Here is a 14447-nt window from a genome sequence, read left to right on the forward strand (position 1 = left end):
CATTCATTAGCCTGCTTCCTGTCGAGATGCTACTCCCGGTCGAGTGAAAGTGATGCGCAATTCGGCCGCACCGCTGCGGCTAACCGAGCAGCCCCGCCAGCCAGTGCGGATCGAGGTGACGTTCCAATTCCCCGGCGATCTCGTCGAGCGCCTGCTCGACGCTGTCACGGTAATTCCGCCGCTCGCCGGATAGGCCAAAGCTCTGAAGCAGCCGAGCGCGGTAGGCGTCGCTGCCGAAGAGCCCATGCAGATAAGTGCCCATGATCCGCCCGTCGGCCGACAGCGCTCCGTCGGGCACGCCGTCGACAATCGCCGAGGGTCGGACGCAATCCGGGCCGCGGGTGACGCCGAGGTGGATCTGGTAGCCGGCGAGCGATACGTCGTATTCGGTCGAACGGGCCTGGCTGTTGCGCACGGTCTTCTCAGGCGCCATCTCGGTCTCGACGTCGAGCAGTGCAAGCCCCGCCGCCTCGATCGTCCCGCCTTCTATGCCGAGCGGATCGTGTACCGTGCGACCTAGCATCTGGTAGCCGCCGCAAATGCCGATCACCCGGCCACCGCGCCGGACATGCGCCGCAAGATCGCGGTCCCAGCCTTGAACCCTGAGATCGGCGAGATCCGAAATCGTCGATTTCGAGCCGGGAAGAATGACCAGGCTCGCATCGACAGGCAGCCGCTCGCCTGATCGCACGAAGACCAGTTCGACATCCGGCTCCGCTCTCAGCGGATCGAGATCGTCGAAATTGGCAATGCGCGGCAGCATCGGCACGGCGATTTTCAGCGCCCCCGTCCCGCTCCTCACCAGCCGTTCGAGCACGACCGAATCTTCGGCCGGCAGGCGCGCGGCATCCGGCAGCCACGGCACGATGCCGAAGCAGGGCCAGCCGGTGAAGCCTTGGATGGCGCGGATGCCATCGTCAAACAGCGAAACATCGCCGCGGAACTTGTTGATGATATAGCCGGCGATCATCGCTCGATCGCCTCCGTCGAGAATCGCATGCGTGCCGACCAGCGAGGCGATGACGCCACCGCGGTCGATATCGCCGACGAGCACGACGGGCACGCCCGCCTTCGTCGCAAAGCCCATATTGGCGATATCGCCGGCTCTGAGATTGATTTCAGCCGGCGAGCCGGCGCCCTCGACGACGACGAGGTCGGCGCCGGCAGCCACTGTTTCGAAGCTCTCGAGCACGGCGCCGAGCAGTCGCGGCTTCAGCCGCTGATAATCCCGCCCCTTCGCCTGTCCGAACACGCTGCCCTGCACGATGATCTGACTGCCGTTTTCCGATTGCGGCTTGAGCAGCACCGGATTCATATGCACCGAGGACGGCGTGCGGGCGGCCAACGACTGCAGCCATTGCGCCCGGCCGATCTCGCCGCCGTCGTCGGCAACCGCCGCATTGTTCGACATGTTCTGAGGCTTGAACGGCCGGACTGCCAGTCCGCGATTGGCCGCCAGCCGACAGAGACCCGCAACCAGCACCGTCTTGCCGACATCCGAGCCGGTTCCCTGCAGCATGATCGCTCTTGCCATGGCCGTCGCCTTTCGTTGAGGCGAGGCCTACAATGGCCGCCGATCCCGGGTCAAGACTGGCCCCGATCAAGGCTTGGCCGCAATCAAGGCTTCAGCGAGATCAAGACTTGGCATGTCCCCGCGAAAACGCGAAAACCGCGCATGGCCTTGGCTCTGCGCGGTTTGCCGAAAACTCAGGCGTCTTCGCCCCTACACGGCGAAGCTCGCTTCCTCCGGTACGCACTACCTGAACCGGAGAAGCAGCGGTTGTTGCCGCCACGACCCAACTGATAGCGGCACATTCTTACCGGAGAGTTATTGAAGGCTTACGCAAATGTTAATTTTGACTTTTTTTGATATTCTCGCCAAGATTTCTGCAGAAGACCCGCCGGCGCTCGCGGACAGCGCGTATTTTCGCTGAAAGCCGCCATTTTCGGGATTGTGACATAAATTCTTCGAATTCAATGATTTAGACACGCAACCATGAGCAGAAGACGGTTGATTTCTACGAGCGAACGCGTAGGCTTCACCAAAATGCGCCACTGTTGAATATGGCCTGCGACGAGCTGTTGGAGCCGCAAGGACGACGGCGCCCGTGAACCGGAAAGCCTGTTGCGGCATCGCCCGGCAGGCATTTCCCTTTCAGGCGCCGGAAAGACCTACCGGCGGATTTTAGATCCGAGAGCGCGTCCACCTAAGAAGAATTTAGGGATGACGATGAAGAGGCTTTTGGTTCCGGCCGTCTTTGCCGCGGCTCTTTTTACCACTGCTGCGCCTGCCGAGGCCGCCGAATGCGGCAAGGTTTCGATTGCCGAGATGAAATGGGCCTCGGCCGGCATTGCGGCCAATTTCGACAAGATCATTCTGGAAAAAGGCTATGGCTGCTCCGTCACCATCGTCGCGGGCGACACCCTTCCGACCTTCGCCTCGATGAACGAGAAAGGCATGCCCGACATCGCCTCCGAATACTGGATCAACTCCGTCAGGGCCTTGCTCGATCAGGCGGTCAACTCCGGCCGTCTGGTGCAGGGCGCCGAAATCCTTGCCGATGGCGCCGTTGAAGGTTGGTGGATCCCGAAATTCATTGCCGACGCCAATCCGGATATCCGCTCGGTCGAAGACGCATTGAAACGTCCCGACCTCTTCCCTGCCGAGGATGATGAATCGAAGGGCGCCGTTTACAACTGCCCTGCCGACTGGAGCTGCCAGATATCGACCACCAACCTCTTCAAGGCGCTTGCCGCCGACAAGAAAGGCTTCGAACTCGTCGAGACCGGCAGCCCCGAACGGCTCGACGCCTCGATCGCCCGAGCTTTCGACAACAAGATCGGCTGGCTCGGCTATTACTGGGCGCCGACCGCCATCCTCGGCAAATACGATATGACGCGGCTGAGCTTCGGCGTCGGACACAGCAAGACCGAATGGGACCGCTGCACGGCGGTTGCCGGCTGTCTCAGACCCCAGCTCAACTCCTATCCGGTCTCGCGCGCCTTCACGCTGATGACCAGGTCTTTCGCCAGCCGCGCCGGACCTGTCACCGCCTATCTCAAGAGCCGCAAATGGGACAATGAGACGATCAATCAGGTGCTCGCCTGGCAGGATGAAAACCGCGAAAGCAACGAGGATGCCGCGATCTATTTCCTGCGTAATTACGAGAGCCTGTGGATGAAATGGGTGCCGGTCGATGTAGCCGAGAAAGTCAAAGCGAGCCTATAACGGCAGATAGCACCAACGACCGGACGATTCGAATGACAGCCAACATTCCCTTCCCCGACCGCGATACCGTCGCGGAAAAGCTCGCCGCGCTGTCAGAAGCCGATAAATCCTATCTGGCCCTGCTCATGGAAAACGCCGCGCAGGACGATAACCTGCTCGACGGTCTGCGGCGCCATCTCGACCTTGCCACGGAATCGCGTTTCCTGAACTCGCTGAAGCTTGAAAATCTTGGATTGTGGCTCGGAACGCAGGCGCCAGATCGGCTGCAGATACGGCTGATGGAGACGGCCCGCTCAAGCCAGCATCCCGCCTACCAAGCCTTCCGAACCGGTCTCAGCCGATCCGGCGGCCTCGAAAAGGCATATCCCCCGGTCACCTGAAAGGTGATCCGGACCCGGCCGTCCGTTAGGACGGTCCGGACCCCGGCCCCGTCCCGGCCACTCGCCAGAGTGGTCCGGTTTTTAAGCCTCAGGGTTATCACGCAGGCAAACCTACCGACTGATCACTTCTTCGCAGCCCGATCGACCGAGCGGCCGGCATCCTGCGTGGCGTTGACGGCGTTCGCCGTATCTTTTCCAATGCCGCGGATCGTGTTGCCGCAGGAGGAAAGCGCGAGAAGAACCATGAAGGCTGCGGCAATTTTGGCCGTTGTCGTCATTTCGAATATCCTTGTTTAAAATCAACCCCGAACGCCACTTATGCCGTTCGCGCCGATAACGCACAAGGGAACAAAAGGTTCAACGGTTGAAAGGCATCCTCAGGCGGCAACAGCCTTCGCTCTTTCGGCAAAAGCGCCGCGGATGCTGTCGGCCACCGTCTCGATCGGGCCTGACACCTGGGCGGCGGTCAGCAGCCGGATATCGAAGGAGCCGAGCTCCGGCAGTCCTTCCTGCAGTCCGAGGATCGCCATGTCCTCGCTGACATAGGAAAGCGGCAGCGGCGCGATGGCGAGATCGGAAAGCACGGCGGCACGCTGGGCCATCGTGTGACCGCTGAGATAGGCGACGCGATAAGGCCGCTTGTTGCGTTCGAGCTGGGAGAGCGCCTCCTGGCGCCAGATGCAGCCGTCCTCCCAGATCGAGATCGGCAAAGGATCGCGGCGATGGGCCGAACCGCAACGGGCGCCGGCCCAGACCAGCCGCTCGCGGAACACCACCTCGCCGCCGGTCGGGAACGGCCGCGTGGCGCAGTTGATCAGCGCCAGGTCGAGCCGCTGCTCCTCCATGCGCTTCTTGAGGCCAACGCTCATGTCGATCGTCACGTCGACCATGATGCCGGGATAGCTTTCGGCAAAGCTCTTCAGAATTCTTGGCAGCAGCCGCTCGCCGATATCCTCGGGAGCGCCCAGTCTCACGACACCGGTCAGCTCCGGCATGATGAAGCGCGATACCGCTTCGTTCGACAGCGCCAGGATGTTGCGGGCGTAAGAAAGCAGCATCTCGCCATGACGCGTCAGCGTCACCGAGCGGGCATCACGCAAAAACAGCGTCGCGCCGAGCTGTTCCTCGAGCTTCTTGATCTGCATGGAGACGGCCGACGGCGTGCGGAAGACGGCCTCGGCGGCAGTGGAAAAATTGCCCGTTTCGGCGATGGCGACGAAAGTGCGCAGCACATCGTTGTCAAGCAAAGGAATGGGACGGCGAAAGGGTAGGCTCATCGTCGCATCTTTCAATTTTTCTGATTTATAACCCAATATCATTTGGTTTGATTGAATGTCAATCGCTCCCCATAGTCTGTGTATCGGAAGCGATACAGCAAAGGAGGCTCGACATGACGCAAGCAAGCACCTGGAATATCCTACAGACCCTTTCCGCATTCAAGTCGCGCCGGCGCAGAGATGCAAACCACGAACATGCCCTCCGGGAATTGAAACGATTCCCATCGCACCTGCTGGCCGATTGCCAGCGCGAGGAGTTGCCTATGCCGAGGGTAGCCGCTCGGCCGAATCGCCACCTGAGGATCGTGGAATCGCGCGCATAATGTGCGCAGCTGAAGTTTTTTCGGATCTTGGCGCAAGGTCACAACGGTTGTCGGAAACATCCGCCCGTCAAAGCTTTCCGCCCCATTGATCCAACCTGACCCTGCCGCCGAGATGTCGCGATCCGGCTGATCGTTCCGTCAAACAGCGATCACATCCCGCCCATGAGCTTGAAGGCGATGATCCACATGGTCGCAGCGACCAGTGTTTCCAGCACCCGCCAGGCCGATGGCTTGGAGAAGATCGGCCGCAGCCAGGTCGCGCCATATCCGAGGGAAAAGAAGAACAGGAAGGAACCGGTCACGGCGCCTGCGGCAAAGGAAGCCTGCTGCCCCGGATAACGCGTCGATATGGTGCCGAGCAGCACGACCGTGTCGAGATAGACGTGCGGATTGAGCCAGGTAAGCGCAAGGCAGGTTGCGAGCGTCTGCCTGAAGCTTGCCGTTTTGGCCCCGGCGGCCGCGAGAGCGGCGTTCGACCGCAAGGCGGAATAGAGGCTTTTTGCGCCATACCAGGCGAGAAACGCGGCTCCTCCGTAACGCATGACCGGGTCGAGCCAGGGCATGAGCCTGGCGATCTGCTGCAGGCTGGTGACGCCGAGCACGATCAGCACGGCGTCGGACAGCGCGCATGCGAGGCAGACGGCAAAGACATGCTCGTTGCGCAGGCCCTGGCGGAGAATGAAGGCATTCTGAGCGCCGATCGCGACAATCAGGCTGAGGCCCACCATCAGGCCGGTAAAATAGATTGAAAAATTCATCGCTTCTGCAATCGCCCTTTCGCTTCGACCAGACTTCGCTATCGCGGCGAAGAGAATTAGGCTACTTAATCTACCTAACCTCAATTAAGCGGCGCTAATCCATGCTTGACTACCCCGCCCTCCGTGCCGTCGCGACCGTTGTCCAGACGGGGAGCTTCGAACGCGCCGCGACCGTGCTGAACGTCACCCCCTCGGCCGTTTCGCAGCGCGTCAAGCAGCTCGAGGAGCGTCTCGGCGTTGTGCTCGTCGTTAGAGGCACGCCGTGCACGGCAACCGAAAAGGGAGAATGGTTGTGCCGCCATATGGAGAATGTCGGCATACTCGAAGCCGAGCTCTTCGGCCATCTGCCCGCGCTCGTTGATCCTGATGAACCGCGCCAGAGGGTGACGCTTCAGATCGCAACCAATGCCGACAGTCTCGGCACCTGGTTCGTGGAAGCGATGTCGGCCTTCGCCAGAAACTCCTCCTATCTGTTGAATATCGCCGTCGACGATCAGGATCACACCGCCGAATGGCTGCAGCGCGGCCGTGTGATCGCGGCCGTCACCAGCCTGGAAAAGCCGATAAGGGGCTGCCGGCGTTTCGCGCTTGGCGTTCTGCGCTATCATGCGACGGCAACGCCCGACTTCGTCGCCCGCAACTTTCCGCAGGGTGTGACCGCCGAGGCGATCCGCAACGCCCCGGCTCTGACCTTCAGCCAGAAGGACAGGCTGCAGAGCACCTGGGTCCGCCAGACCTTCGGACGCGATCTCGACTATCCCACTCATTGGCTCCCCTCGCCGCAAAGCTTTGTCGAGGCAACCCTGTCAGGCATGGGATGGGGAATGAACCCGACTCAACTGACCCGCGAGCATCTCGCGTCGGGACGATTGGTCGAACTGGTTGCCGACACCCCCCTCGATGTTCCCCTGTTCTGGCAGATAAACCGCTTTGCCGCCGATCGACTGGCGGAGCTGACGCGCGAAGTCATCAGCGTGGCAGGGCGCAATCTCGGAAAAGACAGATCGAAAACCGATCCCCCGGGCCTTTGATCGCGCCTGAGAAATATCTGGAGCGATCAGACGTAAGCCGTACGGCTGCCGAATTCGCTGGTTTCATCGAAATTCTTCGTGCCGATGCGCTCACTCTCGCCGGAGAATTCTCCAGGAGCTGCGGCAGCGGGCTTTGACGAGGCCGATGCCTGGCCCTTGCCGCTCTCGGTCGCTTCGATCTTGGCGATCTTCGCTTCCAGCGTCTCGATCGATTTCTCGATTGTCGCCTTCTCTTGCTCGTCCTGCGTCTGCGACAGAGCCGCTTGCTTTTCGGCAAGCTGCGCTTCGAGAGAGGCAAGGTCATCCGACGAACTGGAAGACGAGGTTGAAGCGGCTGAACTCAAAATGGTGGATGCTGAACTGGAAATTGCGCTGACCATGAACATGACTTTCGATGATGGAATATCACCTTCTAAGCCGCGGGTGGTAAAGGCACCATAAATAAAGTACCTGACAGTACTAATTATGCCGACGATTGGCTCCGCTTCCCCGGTGACCGCCTTCTGCATCGTCTCTATGCGATGGCGATGATCTCCAGCTCCTGGCCACCTGCCTCCACGGCATCGCCGGCAGCCTTGCCCATCAAAAGCCGCGCCACCGGCGAGACGTAGGAAATCGATCCGGCCTTGGGCTCGGCCTCGTCCTCTCCGACGATCCGATAAGTCTGCACGCGCCCATCGTCACGGCGGAAGGTCACCGTGCTGCCGAACGCAACCACGTCGGCTGACGTGGGGGCAGGCATCAACTGGGCGGTGCGAAGTCTTGCCGCTAAGTAGCGAAGATCACGCAAAGGATTGGCAGTCTGCCGTCGCCTTTCATTCACATCTTCAATGATGCTCGCCGCATCATAGGCCTCACGCGCCTGCTGGAACTGCAGTTCGAGAGCCTTCAGCCCCGCTTCCGTAACGAGATTCGGATGCGGCGAAACCGGACGGTCGGGCAACAGGGTTTCCGACGCGGTTTCGAAACTCTCTTCTTTGGTAAAGGCGACGGCCAATCAAGAACTCCATGTCAGGCGCAGCGCGCCGATCACTAACAGGGCGCCTGCGCCCCCTATTCGTTGAGACTATACATACACCGACTGCGGACGAACCGCCAATCTTGCCCATCGGCAGCCGCTTTCCCCGCCACGACATCGGGAACGTCCTGCCGCCCATAGCGTTTATCGCCGCATAACGCACAGGAGGATCGAATGCCCGGCGAACGGCGATATGTCTTCGACAAGGACTGGAGCGAAACATGCCTTCGTTCCTGACGGATAGCATGCCGCTGACACCGAGCTGGTGGGATATCGCCGCACGGATCGCACTGACGGTGATCGCCGGCGGCCTTATCGGCCTCGATCGCGAGCGCGGCGGCCATGCGGCCGGCTTCAGGACGACGATCCTGGTGGCGCTTGCCGCCTGCCTGGCAATGGTCCAGGCCAATCTCCTTCTGTCGACCTACGGGAAAACCTTCAGCTACTTCACGCAGATGGACGTATTGCGCTTCCCCCTTGGCGTCCTGACAGGCGTTGGCTTCCTCGGCGGCGGAGCGATCCTCAGACGCGGCGACATGATGACCGGCGTCACCACGGCGGCGACCCTGTGGTTCATGACGGTGGTCGGCCTCTGCTTCGGCGGTGGCCAGATTGTCACCGGAACGGTGGCGACGGCTGTCGCCTTCATCGTCCTGTCGCCGATGAAGCAGCTGGACGCCTGGCTGACCTGCGAACGCAAGGCGACGCTCGTCATCCACAGCTCCGAAGTCGATGTACCCGACTTGTCGGCGGTGCTGAACCCCTTGGGATGCCGTGCCCTCTTTGTTGCATACGGGCCGACGAGCGATGGCCGAACAGGCGTGACGTTCGAGCTCCGATGGATGGCAAAGGACCGCGAGGCGTCATCCCGGGCGATTTTGAACGCACTTTCCGTCCATGATGTCGCAGGTTTCTCGATGCAATCGACGACGAACTGAGATCCCGGACGGCCTATTTGGAGACGTGCTCGGGCTTGCCCTTTCTCTTGGTTGAGGCGAATTCCTCCAGTTGCTTTTCGCTCATGGACTCGACCATCTGTTTCGAAGCGCCCTTCAGTTCCTTTTTGGGCGTCTCGCCGCGCTTGGCCGAGAGTGCGGCGCCTGCCGCCTTCTGCTGGGCCTTGGATTTGGCTGGCATATCGAAACCTCCTTCTGCTTGGGGTGAGGCCCTCAACGCTTGCTGAGTTCGGCGGGCCCGTGCGCGGCCCGCTTTCCCGATTTATCGCTTTCGACGATATATTGCGGCTTCGCCGCCGAGGCCTTCACCTCGTGACCCTTGATCTTCGTCGGGCTGCTCTGCTTCTTGACCACCTTGCCCTCGGTCTTTCCCTGGCTGGTATTCCAGTTTACGGCGTCGCCCTTGTTCAATTGCTTCGGCATGGGCGGGCTCCTTCACAAGCCACGGCCGAGCACAGCGACGCGCGTCTTTTCAGACGCGCGAAGGACGCTGGAGCTCTTTGAATTGCTGCACCTATCCCTCAATCGGTTCCGATCGAAGGGATATGCAGCCACTGTCAGTTGATCGTGGCCCATTGGCTGCGGACATCCCGGGCGTTCTTGGACAAATGAACATGGGCATCCACGTGATCGACCCAATCCAGCGGAATCAGGTGATGCTTGCCGTCTTCGGAGTCGGTCTTGGTCAACTTGATGCGCGTAGGACCGTCGAGATGATCGACCGTGCCGACATGGGTACCATCGGCAGCCCGCACTTCCATATGTTCACGGATCTGATCTGCGGAAATCATTGTTTCCTCCTTTGCATCATTATCAGTTACCAACCGGCAACGACGCGGCGCAGACTTGGTTCCAAAGCTTCTAGCTCCCCATGCGTCGGAAACAGCGGCAGCATGCGTGCCTTCGGCATCACGGCTCAAGAGCCGCCGGTGCACCGGCCTTCTTCCGCTCTGTCCACGGCCACACAATCGCGGACAGCAGCAGCGCATAGATCAAGGCGGCGGCGACATAGACCATGCGGCTGGCGAAGGATTCCGCCGCGCTGCCCGGCAGCGGCGACACGCCGAGACCAAACAGGATCAGGAATATCGTCAGGGCACCGGCAAACATCCGAGCCTCTTTCGAGTGGCCGGCCGCACGCCCACCGATGAGGAGGACGACGACGAGAACGATGAGGAAGATCGACAGGAGATTGGGGCGCAGCGATAGCGCGGCATAAGCAATGGAGGCGAGCACGCCGCCGAGGAAATTGACGAGCACCAGCCCGATCGCCGCCCGCGCGCTTGCGGCGACGTCAAGCTGCCCAAGCAGCGAGGCCACGGTTATGGGAATGACCACCGCGGCGGTCAGGTTGTCGCTCGTCAGGCAGATCACCACGGAGCCCAGAAGGATAAGTGTGTTTGCCAGCGCCCTGGGCAAGGCCGGCGGTCGCTCGTCGATCGCCGCCGCTTTGATCTCTTCGGAAAACGGTTCGGGAAAGACCGCATGGGCAAGCCACATCAGAACTGCACCCGACAACACGCCGGCGACCAGGAGGGACAGGATCGAATTGGCGAGTTCCTCGTTCAGGATGCCGAGCAACGGCACGATGATCGAAACGACGAGCACGAGAAAGATCGCCGGCCCTCCCTTTCCTGTCGACTGCGCGGCGAAGCAAACAAAATAGGTCAGCCCCAGGATCAGAAGAAAGGGCGCCGGACGGTCGCCGAGCACATTTGTCAGAACCATCATCGCCATCCCGGCGATCAGAATGACCATCACCGCGCCGATGGTCTTGCCAAGCGGCATGGGGCGTGAACTGCCGAGCAGAAACTGGGCGGCAAAGAGCGGAGCGAGGAAAGGCACGATAGCCCCGGCATAGACTGCGACGGTGAAGCCGATGGAGACCGCGAAGGCAACCCGCAACCCCTTGCGTTTCTGCGCCGCGACCGCAGAACTGCTCTCAGTTGACATAGGTCAGCACCGATTTGATGCGGATCCAGAGCAATCCCCACGCATTGGTCACCGGGTTGTCGCCCGTATAGATGACGACCGTCGCTTGCGAACCGTAGCGTATGCCGCCCTTGGGCAGCTGCGTCTCCTCGATGACGAGCCGGACAGGAAACCGCTGTGCCTCCTGGACCCAGCCGCTGTCGTTCCGGATCGTCGGCAATCCGGTGTTCGGGTCCGTGTTGCCTTGCGACACGCCAAACCCCACGCTCTCGACGGTCGCCGGAAACAGCCGACCGGGAAGCGCGTCGAAGAGGATGTCCGCCTTATTGCCGACGGCGACCTTCTCCAGACTGTTCTCCTTGAAGGCCGCATTGATCCAGATGGTGCCGGCGTCGATGAAGGTCATGGCCGGCTGGCCGGCCGAGACCACCTTGCCGATGGTGAGCTGAAGGTTGGTGACGACACCGGCTGACGGCGCGTGGACGGTCGTCCGCACAAGATCGAGCTGCGCCTTCTCCAGTCCGGCAAGCGCGGCACGCAGTTGCGGATTGTCGTTGCCGGACGGGCCGAGCTGCTCTTTCGCTTTGGCAAGGTCGGCCTGCGCCCCCGAAACGGAAGCCTCCGCCTGATCATAAGCGGATTTGGCTGCATCGAACCGAGCCTTCGAGAAAACGCCGCGTTTCACCAGTTCGGTCGCCCGGGCATATTGATCGCGCAAATTGTCTCTGTCGGCCTGCATCTGGACAAGCTTGGCCTGCGCCGCATCGACTGATGCAGTCGATGCCCCGATCGATTGGCCCACGCTCGCAAGCGCTGCTTCGGCCTCGCTGACGGCCAGTTCATAGCGCTCGGGATCGATACGAAAGAGAACCTGATCGGCCTCGACACGGGAGTTGTCGGCAACCCCGACTTCCACGACCCGGCCGGTGACTTCGGGCGCGATGCCGACAATATAGGCCTGAACCTGAGCCTGCGAGGTCGATGGCGTCCGCCGCTCCATGAAGATGGAGAGCACGAACAGGGCGAGCGCCAGCAGGACGACGATCAGGGCGATCCTGCGCAGCGGATTGCGCGGCGTCGACGAAATGGCAGGCTCGTCCAAGTTCTCGGAGACCACGACAATATCCTTCCGAAGCGTTGCGTAAAGCGCGGAGAGTTTCAGCGCCGGACGTTTGTCACAATGGTCATGACCGGCAAGATGAAACGCAAGTAGATAACCGTAACATACGCCGTCCGACGGCTTGCCGCCGGCCCGTTGCGCGCATCAGCGAACAGATGGTGGCCGCAAAACCTGGTCGAGCGCGCCCTCTATTTCCTTCGAAAGTTCTGCGATCAGTTCCTGGTACTCGGCAACGCGCTCATTGCGCTTCGGATCGGTTGAGACGGTCCATTTCTTCAGCGCGGATTGGGCGTCGGCGAAATCTCTGCAGATTTCCCGGAAGTCTTCGCTGCGGGCAGAAAGATCGTCGATCGTCTTGATCCTGGCTGGAAACTGCCGACAGACTGCGGCCACCCCTTTGTCCATGGTTCACTCCTTGACCGCATTTGAGAGGCTGCCACTGCAAGATGTGTCGATCCCGATCTTCGTGGACGACGACCGGTTCGTGGAGTATGTTACTGTAAGATACGGTCTGGCTGATGTGACTCAACGGGGGATTGGGGACAGAGATGCAGACGTCGATACCAGCGGAGGGGTCTGCGGGGGCTCCCTCAAAACCTGCGCCTCAGGCCGACGAGATCCGGGCGCAACTTGAACGCGTCATCTCCAGCCCTGAATTTCCCGGCGTGGGTCGTGCCGCAGCGTTTCTCCGCTACGTCGTCTCGGAAACGCTGAACGGTCGGGGCAACCGGATAAAAGCCTATTCGATTGCAATCGAAGTGTTCGGGAGGGATGCCGGCTTCACCCAGGACGATCCGGTCGTCAGGATCGAGGCTGGACGGCTGCGACGGTCTCTCGAGCGTTATTATCTCGTCGCTGGGCAGCATGATCCGGTCAGGATCGACATTCCGAAGGGAGGCTATATCCCAACCTTCACCTGGTCGTCCTCGGCCTCGGCCGACACGCGCACCGAAGAACCTCGCGAAATAATACCCTCCCCGGCCCCGCCCGGGCGCTGGCGGCAGGCACGCCGGCTTTTGCTGCCAAGCGTTGCCGCCCTCGCCGCAGTCGCCATGTCGCTCTATTGGATCGGGACATGGTCGCCCGCGCCGCCGCTCGAACGGCTTGCAAGTCTGTCGCCCGATCGTCCGGCCCTCGTGGTGGCTCCCTTTGCCAATCTCGGAGAAGGCCCGGAGGCGCAGCTCTATGCTGCCGGCCTGACCGAGGAATTGATGACCATCCTGCCACGGTTCAAGGAAATCAAGGTCTTCGGGCGCGAGACCTCCAAGTCCCTTCCCGCCGATATCGGCGCATCGGCAATCCGGGCCGAATTCGGCGCGCGCTATCTCCTTGCCGGCGGGGTGCGCACGTCGGGCAAGCGTCTTCGTGTAACGGCCAGATTGCTCGATACGTCAGACGGCGAGATTCTTTGGTCGCAGGATTATGACAAGGATCTTGCATCGGGAGACCTGTTTGCGATCCAGACCGACGTCGCCAGAAAGGTGGCGACCGCGATCGCTCAGCCATACGGGGTCATGGCGCAGGTCGACGCCGCAAGTCCTCCGCCGGACGATCTCGGCGCCTATGAGTGCACCTTGCGCTTTTATGCGTATCGTTCGGAACTGAGCGTCGAGGCGCATGCGCAAGTCCGCAACTGCCTTGAGACGGCGCTTGCCCGGTTTCCGAACTACGCCACCGCCTGGGCGATGCTGTCGATGGTCTACCTCGATGAAGATCGCTACAAGTTCAATCCAACAGCAAACCAGAACGCAGCCATACACCGCGCACTCGATGCCGCCAGACGCGCAACGCAAATCGATCCGAGCAATACCCGTGGACTTCAAGCACTGATGACGGTGCTGTTCTTCGACAGACAGCTTTCTGAATCGCTTCGCGTCGGAGAACTGGCGCTCGCCACGAATCCCCACGACACCGAACTGATGGGTGAGTTCGGAACGCGGCTCGCGATCGGTGGCCAGTGGCAGCGCGGCGCAGCCCTCCTCGACCAAGCCATCGCCCTCAATCCGGGTGGTGGCGGCTTCTATCATGGAACACGGGCTCTGGCCGCATACATGCTTCACGACAACCAGACCGCGGTGCTGGAGATACGACAGGCCAATATGCAGAAGTTCCCTCTGTTCCATGCTGTCGCCGCCATCATCTATGCCGAGGCCGGCATGACGGACGAGGCCCGCCGGGAGGGAGAGGTTTTCGTCAGCATGCGGCCTGACTTCCTGCCGAACATTCTCGCCGAACTGGCGATGCGTAACATGCAGCCTGGCGATCGCGATCGGCTGATTGAAGGGCTTCGGAAGGCGGGGCTGGCAGTGCCCGATCCGGAAAAAATGGCGTCGACTGCCACGGGCACCTCGGACCCGCAACCCCGCTGATGCCGTCTCCCCGACCGTAACATACCCGATCATACGGGTAAGCCGTCTCATCTT

At 61.1% G+C, this 14447-nt stretch carries 18 protein-coding genes; 6 read left to right on the plus strand and 12 right to left on the minus strand.

The features are described from left to right. Positions 1-79: 79 nt before the first annotated feature. On the minus strand, positions 80-1534 hold the full coding sequence (locus CO671_RS06835) for a cobyric acid synthase (protein ID WP_010034670.1): 1455 nt from the start codon (positions 1532-1534) through the stop codon (positions 80-82). Between the two features lie 690 nt (positions 1535-2224). On the opposite strand from CO671_RS06835, the gene CO671_RS06840 reads away from it, so the two are divergent. After that, a complete protein-coding gene (locus tag CO671_RS06840; protein WP_170964939.1) occupies positions 2225-3229 on the plus strand; it encodes a glycine betaine ABC transporter substrate-binding protein in 1005 nt (334 codons plus the stop codon). A 32-nt stretch (positions 3230-3261) separates the two neighbouring features. Next, a complete protein-coding gene (locus CO671_RS06845) occupies positions 3262-3609 on the plus strand; it encodes a hypothetical protein (protein ID WP_010034672.1) in 348 nt (115 codons plus the stop codon). A gap of 122 nt (positions 3610-3731) precedes the next feature. Here CO671_RS06845 and CO671_RS06850 read toward each other — a convergent pair whose 3' ends face one another. Continuing rightward, complete coding sequence (locus CO671_RS06850; protein WP_097605299.1) at positions 3732-3887, minus strand: entericidin A/B family lipoprotein; 156 nt, start codon at positions 3885-3887, stop codon at positions 3732-3734. Positions 3888-3986: 99 nt separating this feature from the next. Continuing rightward, the gene (locus CO671_RS06855) at positions 3987-4928 is read right to left on the minus strand and encodes a LysR family transcriptional regulator (protein ID WP_170964940.1); all 942 of its coding nucleotides are present in this window, start codon (positions 4926-4928) and stop codon (positions 3987-3989) included. A gap of 71 nt (positions 4929-4999) precedes the next feature. On the opposite strand from CO671_RS06855, the gene CO671_RS34125 reads away from it, so the two are divergent. Continuing rightward, entirely contained in the window at positions 5000-5209 is a 210-nt protein-coding gene (locus CO671_RS34125; protein ID WP_097605300.1) for a hypothetical protein, read from the plus strand. 149 nt (positions 5210-5358) lie between these two features. On the opposite strand, the gene CO671_RS06865 is transcribed toward CO671_RS34125, so the two are convergent. After that, positions 5359-5967 carry a LysE/ArgO family amino acid transporter gene (locus CO671_RS06865; protein WP_097605301.1) on the minus strand — a complete coding sequence of 203 codons (609 nt, stop codon included), beginning with the start codon at positions 5965-5967 and terminating at the stop codon, positions 5359-5361. 101 nt (positions 5968-6068) lie between these two features. Here CO671_RS06865 and CO671_RS06870 point away from each other — a divergent pair, with 101 nt between their 5' ends. Continuing rightward, positions 6069-6998: a LysR family transcriptional regulator ArgP gene (locus CO671_RS06870; RefSeq protein WP_097605302.1), complete on the plus strand. Its 930-nt coding sequence runs from the start codon at positions 6069-6071 to the stop codon at positions 6996-6998. A 26-nt stretch (positions 6999-7024) separates the two neighbouring features. Here the strand turns inward: CO671_RS06870 and CO671_RS06875 are convergent, their stop codons facing one another. Continuing rightward, positions 7025-7384 carry a hypothetical protein gene (locus tag CO671_RS06875; protein ID WP_097605303.1) on the minus strand — a complete coding sequence of 120 codons (360 nt, stop codon included), beginning with the start codon at positions 7382-7384 and terminating at the stop codon, positions 7025-7027. Positions 7385-7512: 128 nt separating this feature from the next. Next, complete coding sequence (greA, locus tag CO671_RS06880) at positions 7513-7995, minus strand: transcription elongation factor GreA (RefSeq protein WP_097605304.1); 483 nt, start codon at positions 7993-7995, stop codon at positions 7513-7515. A 242-nt stretch (positions 7996-8237) separates the two neighbouring features. Here greA and CO671_RS06885 point away from each other — a divergent pair, with 242 nt between their 5' ends. Then, positions 8238-8954, plus strand: coding sequence for an MgtC/SapB family protein (locus tag CO671_RS06885; RefSeq protein WP_097605305.1), 717 nt, complete (start codon positions 8238-8240; stop codon positions 8952-8954). 13 nt (positions 8955-8967) lie between these two features. Here CO671_RS06885 and CO671_RS06890 read toward each other — a convergent pair whose 3' ends face one another. The 6 genes from CO671_RS06890 to CO671_RS06915 form a co-directional block, all read right to left on the minus strand. Continuing rightward, entirely contained in the window at positions 8968-9153 is a 186-nt protein-coding gene (locus CO671_RS06890) for a DUF3008 family protein (RefSeq protein WP_038689520.1), read from the minus strand. Positions 9154-9185: 32 nt separating this feature from the next. Continuing rightward, complete coding sequence (locus tag CO671_RS06895; RefSeq protein ID WP_097605306.1) at positions 9186-9395, minus strand: DUF2945 domain-containing protein; 210 nt, start codon at positions 9393-9395, stop codon at positions 9186-9188. Between the two features lie 134 nt (positions 9396-9529). Beyond that, positions 9530-9763, minus strand: coding sequence for a DUF2171 domain-containing protein (locus CO671_RS06900; protein WP_010033775.1), 234 nt, complete (start codon positions 9761-9763; stop codon positions 9530-9532). Between the two features lie 118 nt (positions 9764-9881). Next, the gene (locus CO671_RS06905; RefSeq protein ID WP_097605307.1) at positions 9882-10925 is read right to left on the minus strand and encodes a DUF2955 domain-containing protein; all 1044 of its coding nucleotides are present in this window, start codon (positions 10923-10925) and stop codon (positions 9882-9884) included. Continuing rightward, positions 10915-12021, minus strand: coding sequence for an HlyD family secretion protein (locus CO671_RS06910; RefSeq protein ID WP_097605308.1), 1107 nt, complete (start codon positions 12019-12021; stop codon positions 10915-10917). Before CO671_RS06910 ends, CO671_RS06905 begins: the two co-directional genes overlap by 11 nt. A 147-nt stretch (positions 12022-12168) precedes the next feature. Then, positions 12169-12429, minus strand: coding sequence for a hypothetical protein (locus CO671_RS06915; RefSeq protein ID WP_010033769.1), 261 nt, complete (start codon positions 12427-12429; stop codon positions 12169-12171). A 143-nt stretch (positions 12430-12572) separates the two neighbouring features. Here CO671_RS06915 and CO671_RS06925 point away from each other — a divergent pair, with 143 nt between their 5' ends. After that, positions 12573-14393: an adenylate cyclase gene (locus CO671_RS06925; protein WP_097605309.1), complete on the plus strand. Its 1821-nt coding sequence runs from the start codon at positions 12573-12575 to the stop codon at positions 14391-14393. Positions 14394-14447 lie beyond the last annotated feature (54 nt).

Origin of the sequence: Rhizobium sp. M10 (assembly GCF_002531955.1) — a bacterium.
In the GTDB taxonomy this organism is placed as follows: domain Bacteria; phylum Pseudomonadota; class Alphaproteobacteria; order Rhizobiales; family Rhizobiaceae; genus Rhizobium; species Rhizobium etli_C.

Bases quoted from the DNA above. Each gene is read 5' to 3' on its own strand.
- CO671_RS06840 (WP_170964939.1), top strand. From the start codon at position 2,225: ATGACGATGAAGAGGCTTTTGGTTCCGGCCGTCTTTGCCGCGGCTCTT.
- CO671_RS06875 (WP_097605303.1), bottom strand. From the start codon at position 7,384: ATGTTCATGGTCAGCGCAATTTCCAGTTCAGCATCCACCATTTTGAGT.
- CO671_RS06885 (WP_097605305.1), top strand. From the start codon at position 8,238: ATGCCTTCGTTCCTGACGGATAGCATGCCGCTGACACCGAGCTGGTGG.
- CO671_RS06900 (WP_010033775.1), bottom strand. From the start codon at position 9,763: ATGATTTCCGCAGATCAGATCCGTGAACATATGGAAGTGCGGGCTGCC.
- CO671_RS06905 (WP_097605307.1), bottom strand. From the start codon at position 10,925: ATGTCAACTGAGAGCAGTTCTGCGGTCGCGGCGCAGAAACGCAAGGGG.
- CO671_RS06845 (WP_010034672.1), top strand. From the start codon at position 3,262: ATGACAGCCAACATTCCCTTCCCCGACCGCGATACCGTCGCGGAAAAG.
- CO671_RS06895 (WP_097605306.1), bottom strand. From the start codon at position 9,395: ATGCCGAAGCAATTGAACAAGGGCGACGCCGTAAACTGGAATACCAGC.
- CO671_RS06850 (WP_097605299.1), bottom strand. From the start codon at position 3,887: ATGACGACAACGGCCAAAATTGCCGCAGCCTTCATGGTTCTTCTCGCG.
- CO671_RS06890 (WP_038689520.1), bottom strand. From the start codon at position 9,153: ATGCCAGCCAAATCCAAGGCCCAGCAGAAGGCGGCAGGCGCCGCACTC.
- CO671_RS06915 (WP_010033769.1), bottom strand. From the start codon at position 12,429: ATGGACAAAGGGGTGGCCGCAGTCTGTCGGCAGTTTCCAGCCAGGATC.
- CO671_RS06870 (WP_097605302.1), top strand. From the start codon at position 6,069: ATGCTTGACTACCCCGCCCTCCGTGCCGTCGCGACCGTTGTCCAGACG.
- CO671_RS34125 (WP_097605300.1), top strand. From the start codon at position 5,000: ATGACGCAAGCAAGCACCTGGAATATCCTACAGACCCTTTCCGCATTC.
- CO671_RS06925 (WP_097605309.1), top strand. From the start codon at position 12,573: ATGCAGACGTCGATACCAGCGGAGGGGTCTGCGGGGGCTCCCTCAAAA.
- CO671_RS06855 (WP_170964940.1), bottom strand. From the start codon at position 4,928: ATGATATTGGGTTATAAATCAGAAAAATTGAAAGATGCGACGATGAGC.
- CO671_RS06865 (WP_097605301.1), bottom strand. From the start codon at position 5,967: ATGAATTTTTCAATCTATTTTACCGGCCTGATGGTGGGCCTCAGCCTG.
- CO671_RS06835 (WP_010034670.1), bottom strand. From the start codon at position 1,534: ATGGCAAGAGCGATCATGCTGCAGGGAACCGGCTCGGATGTCGGCAAG.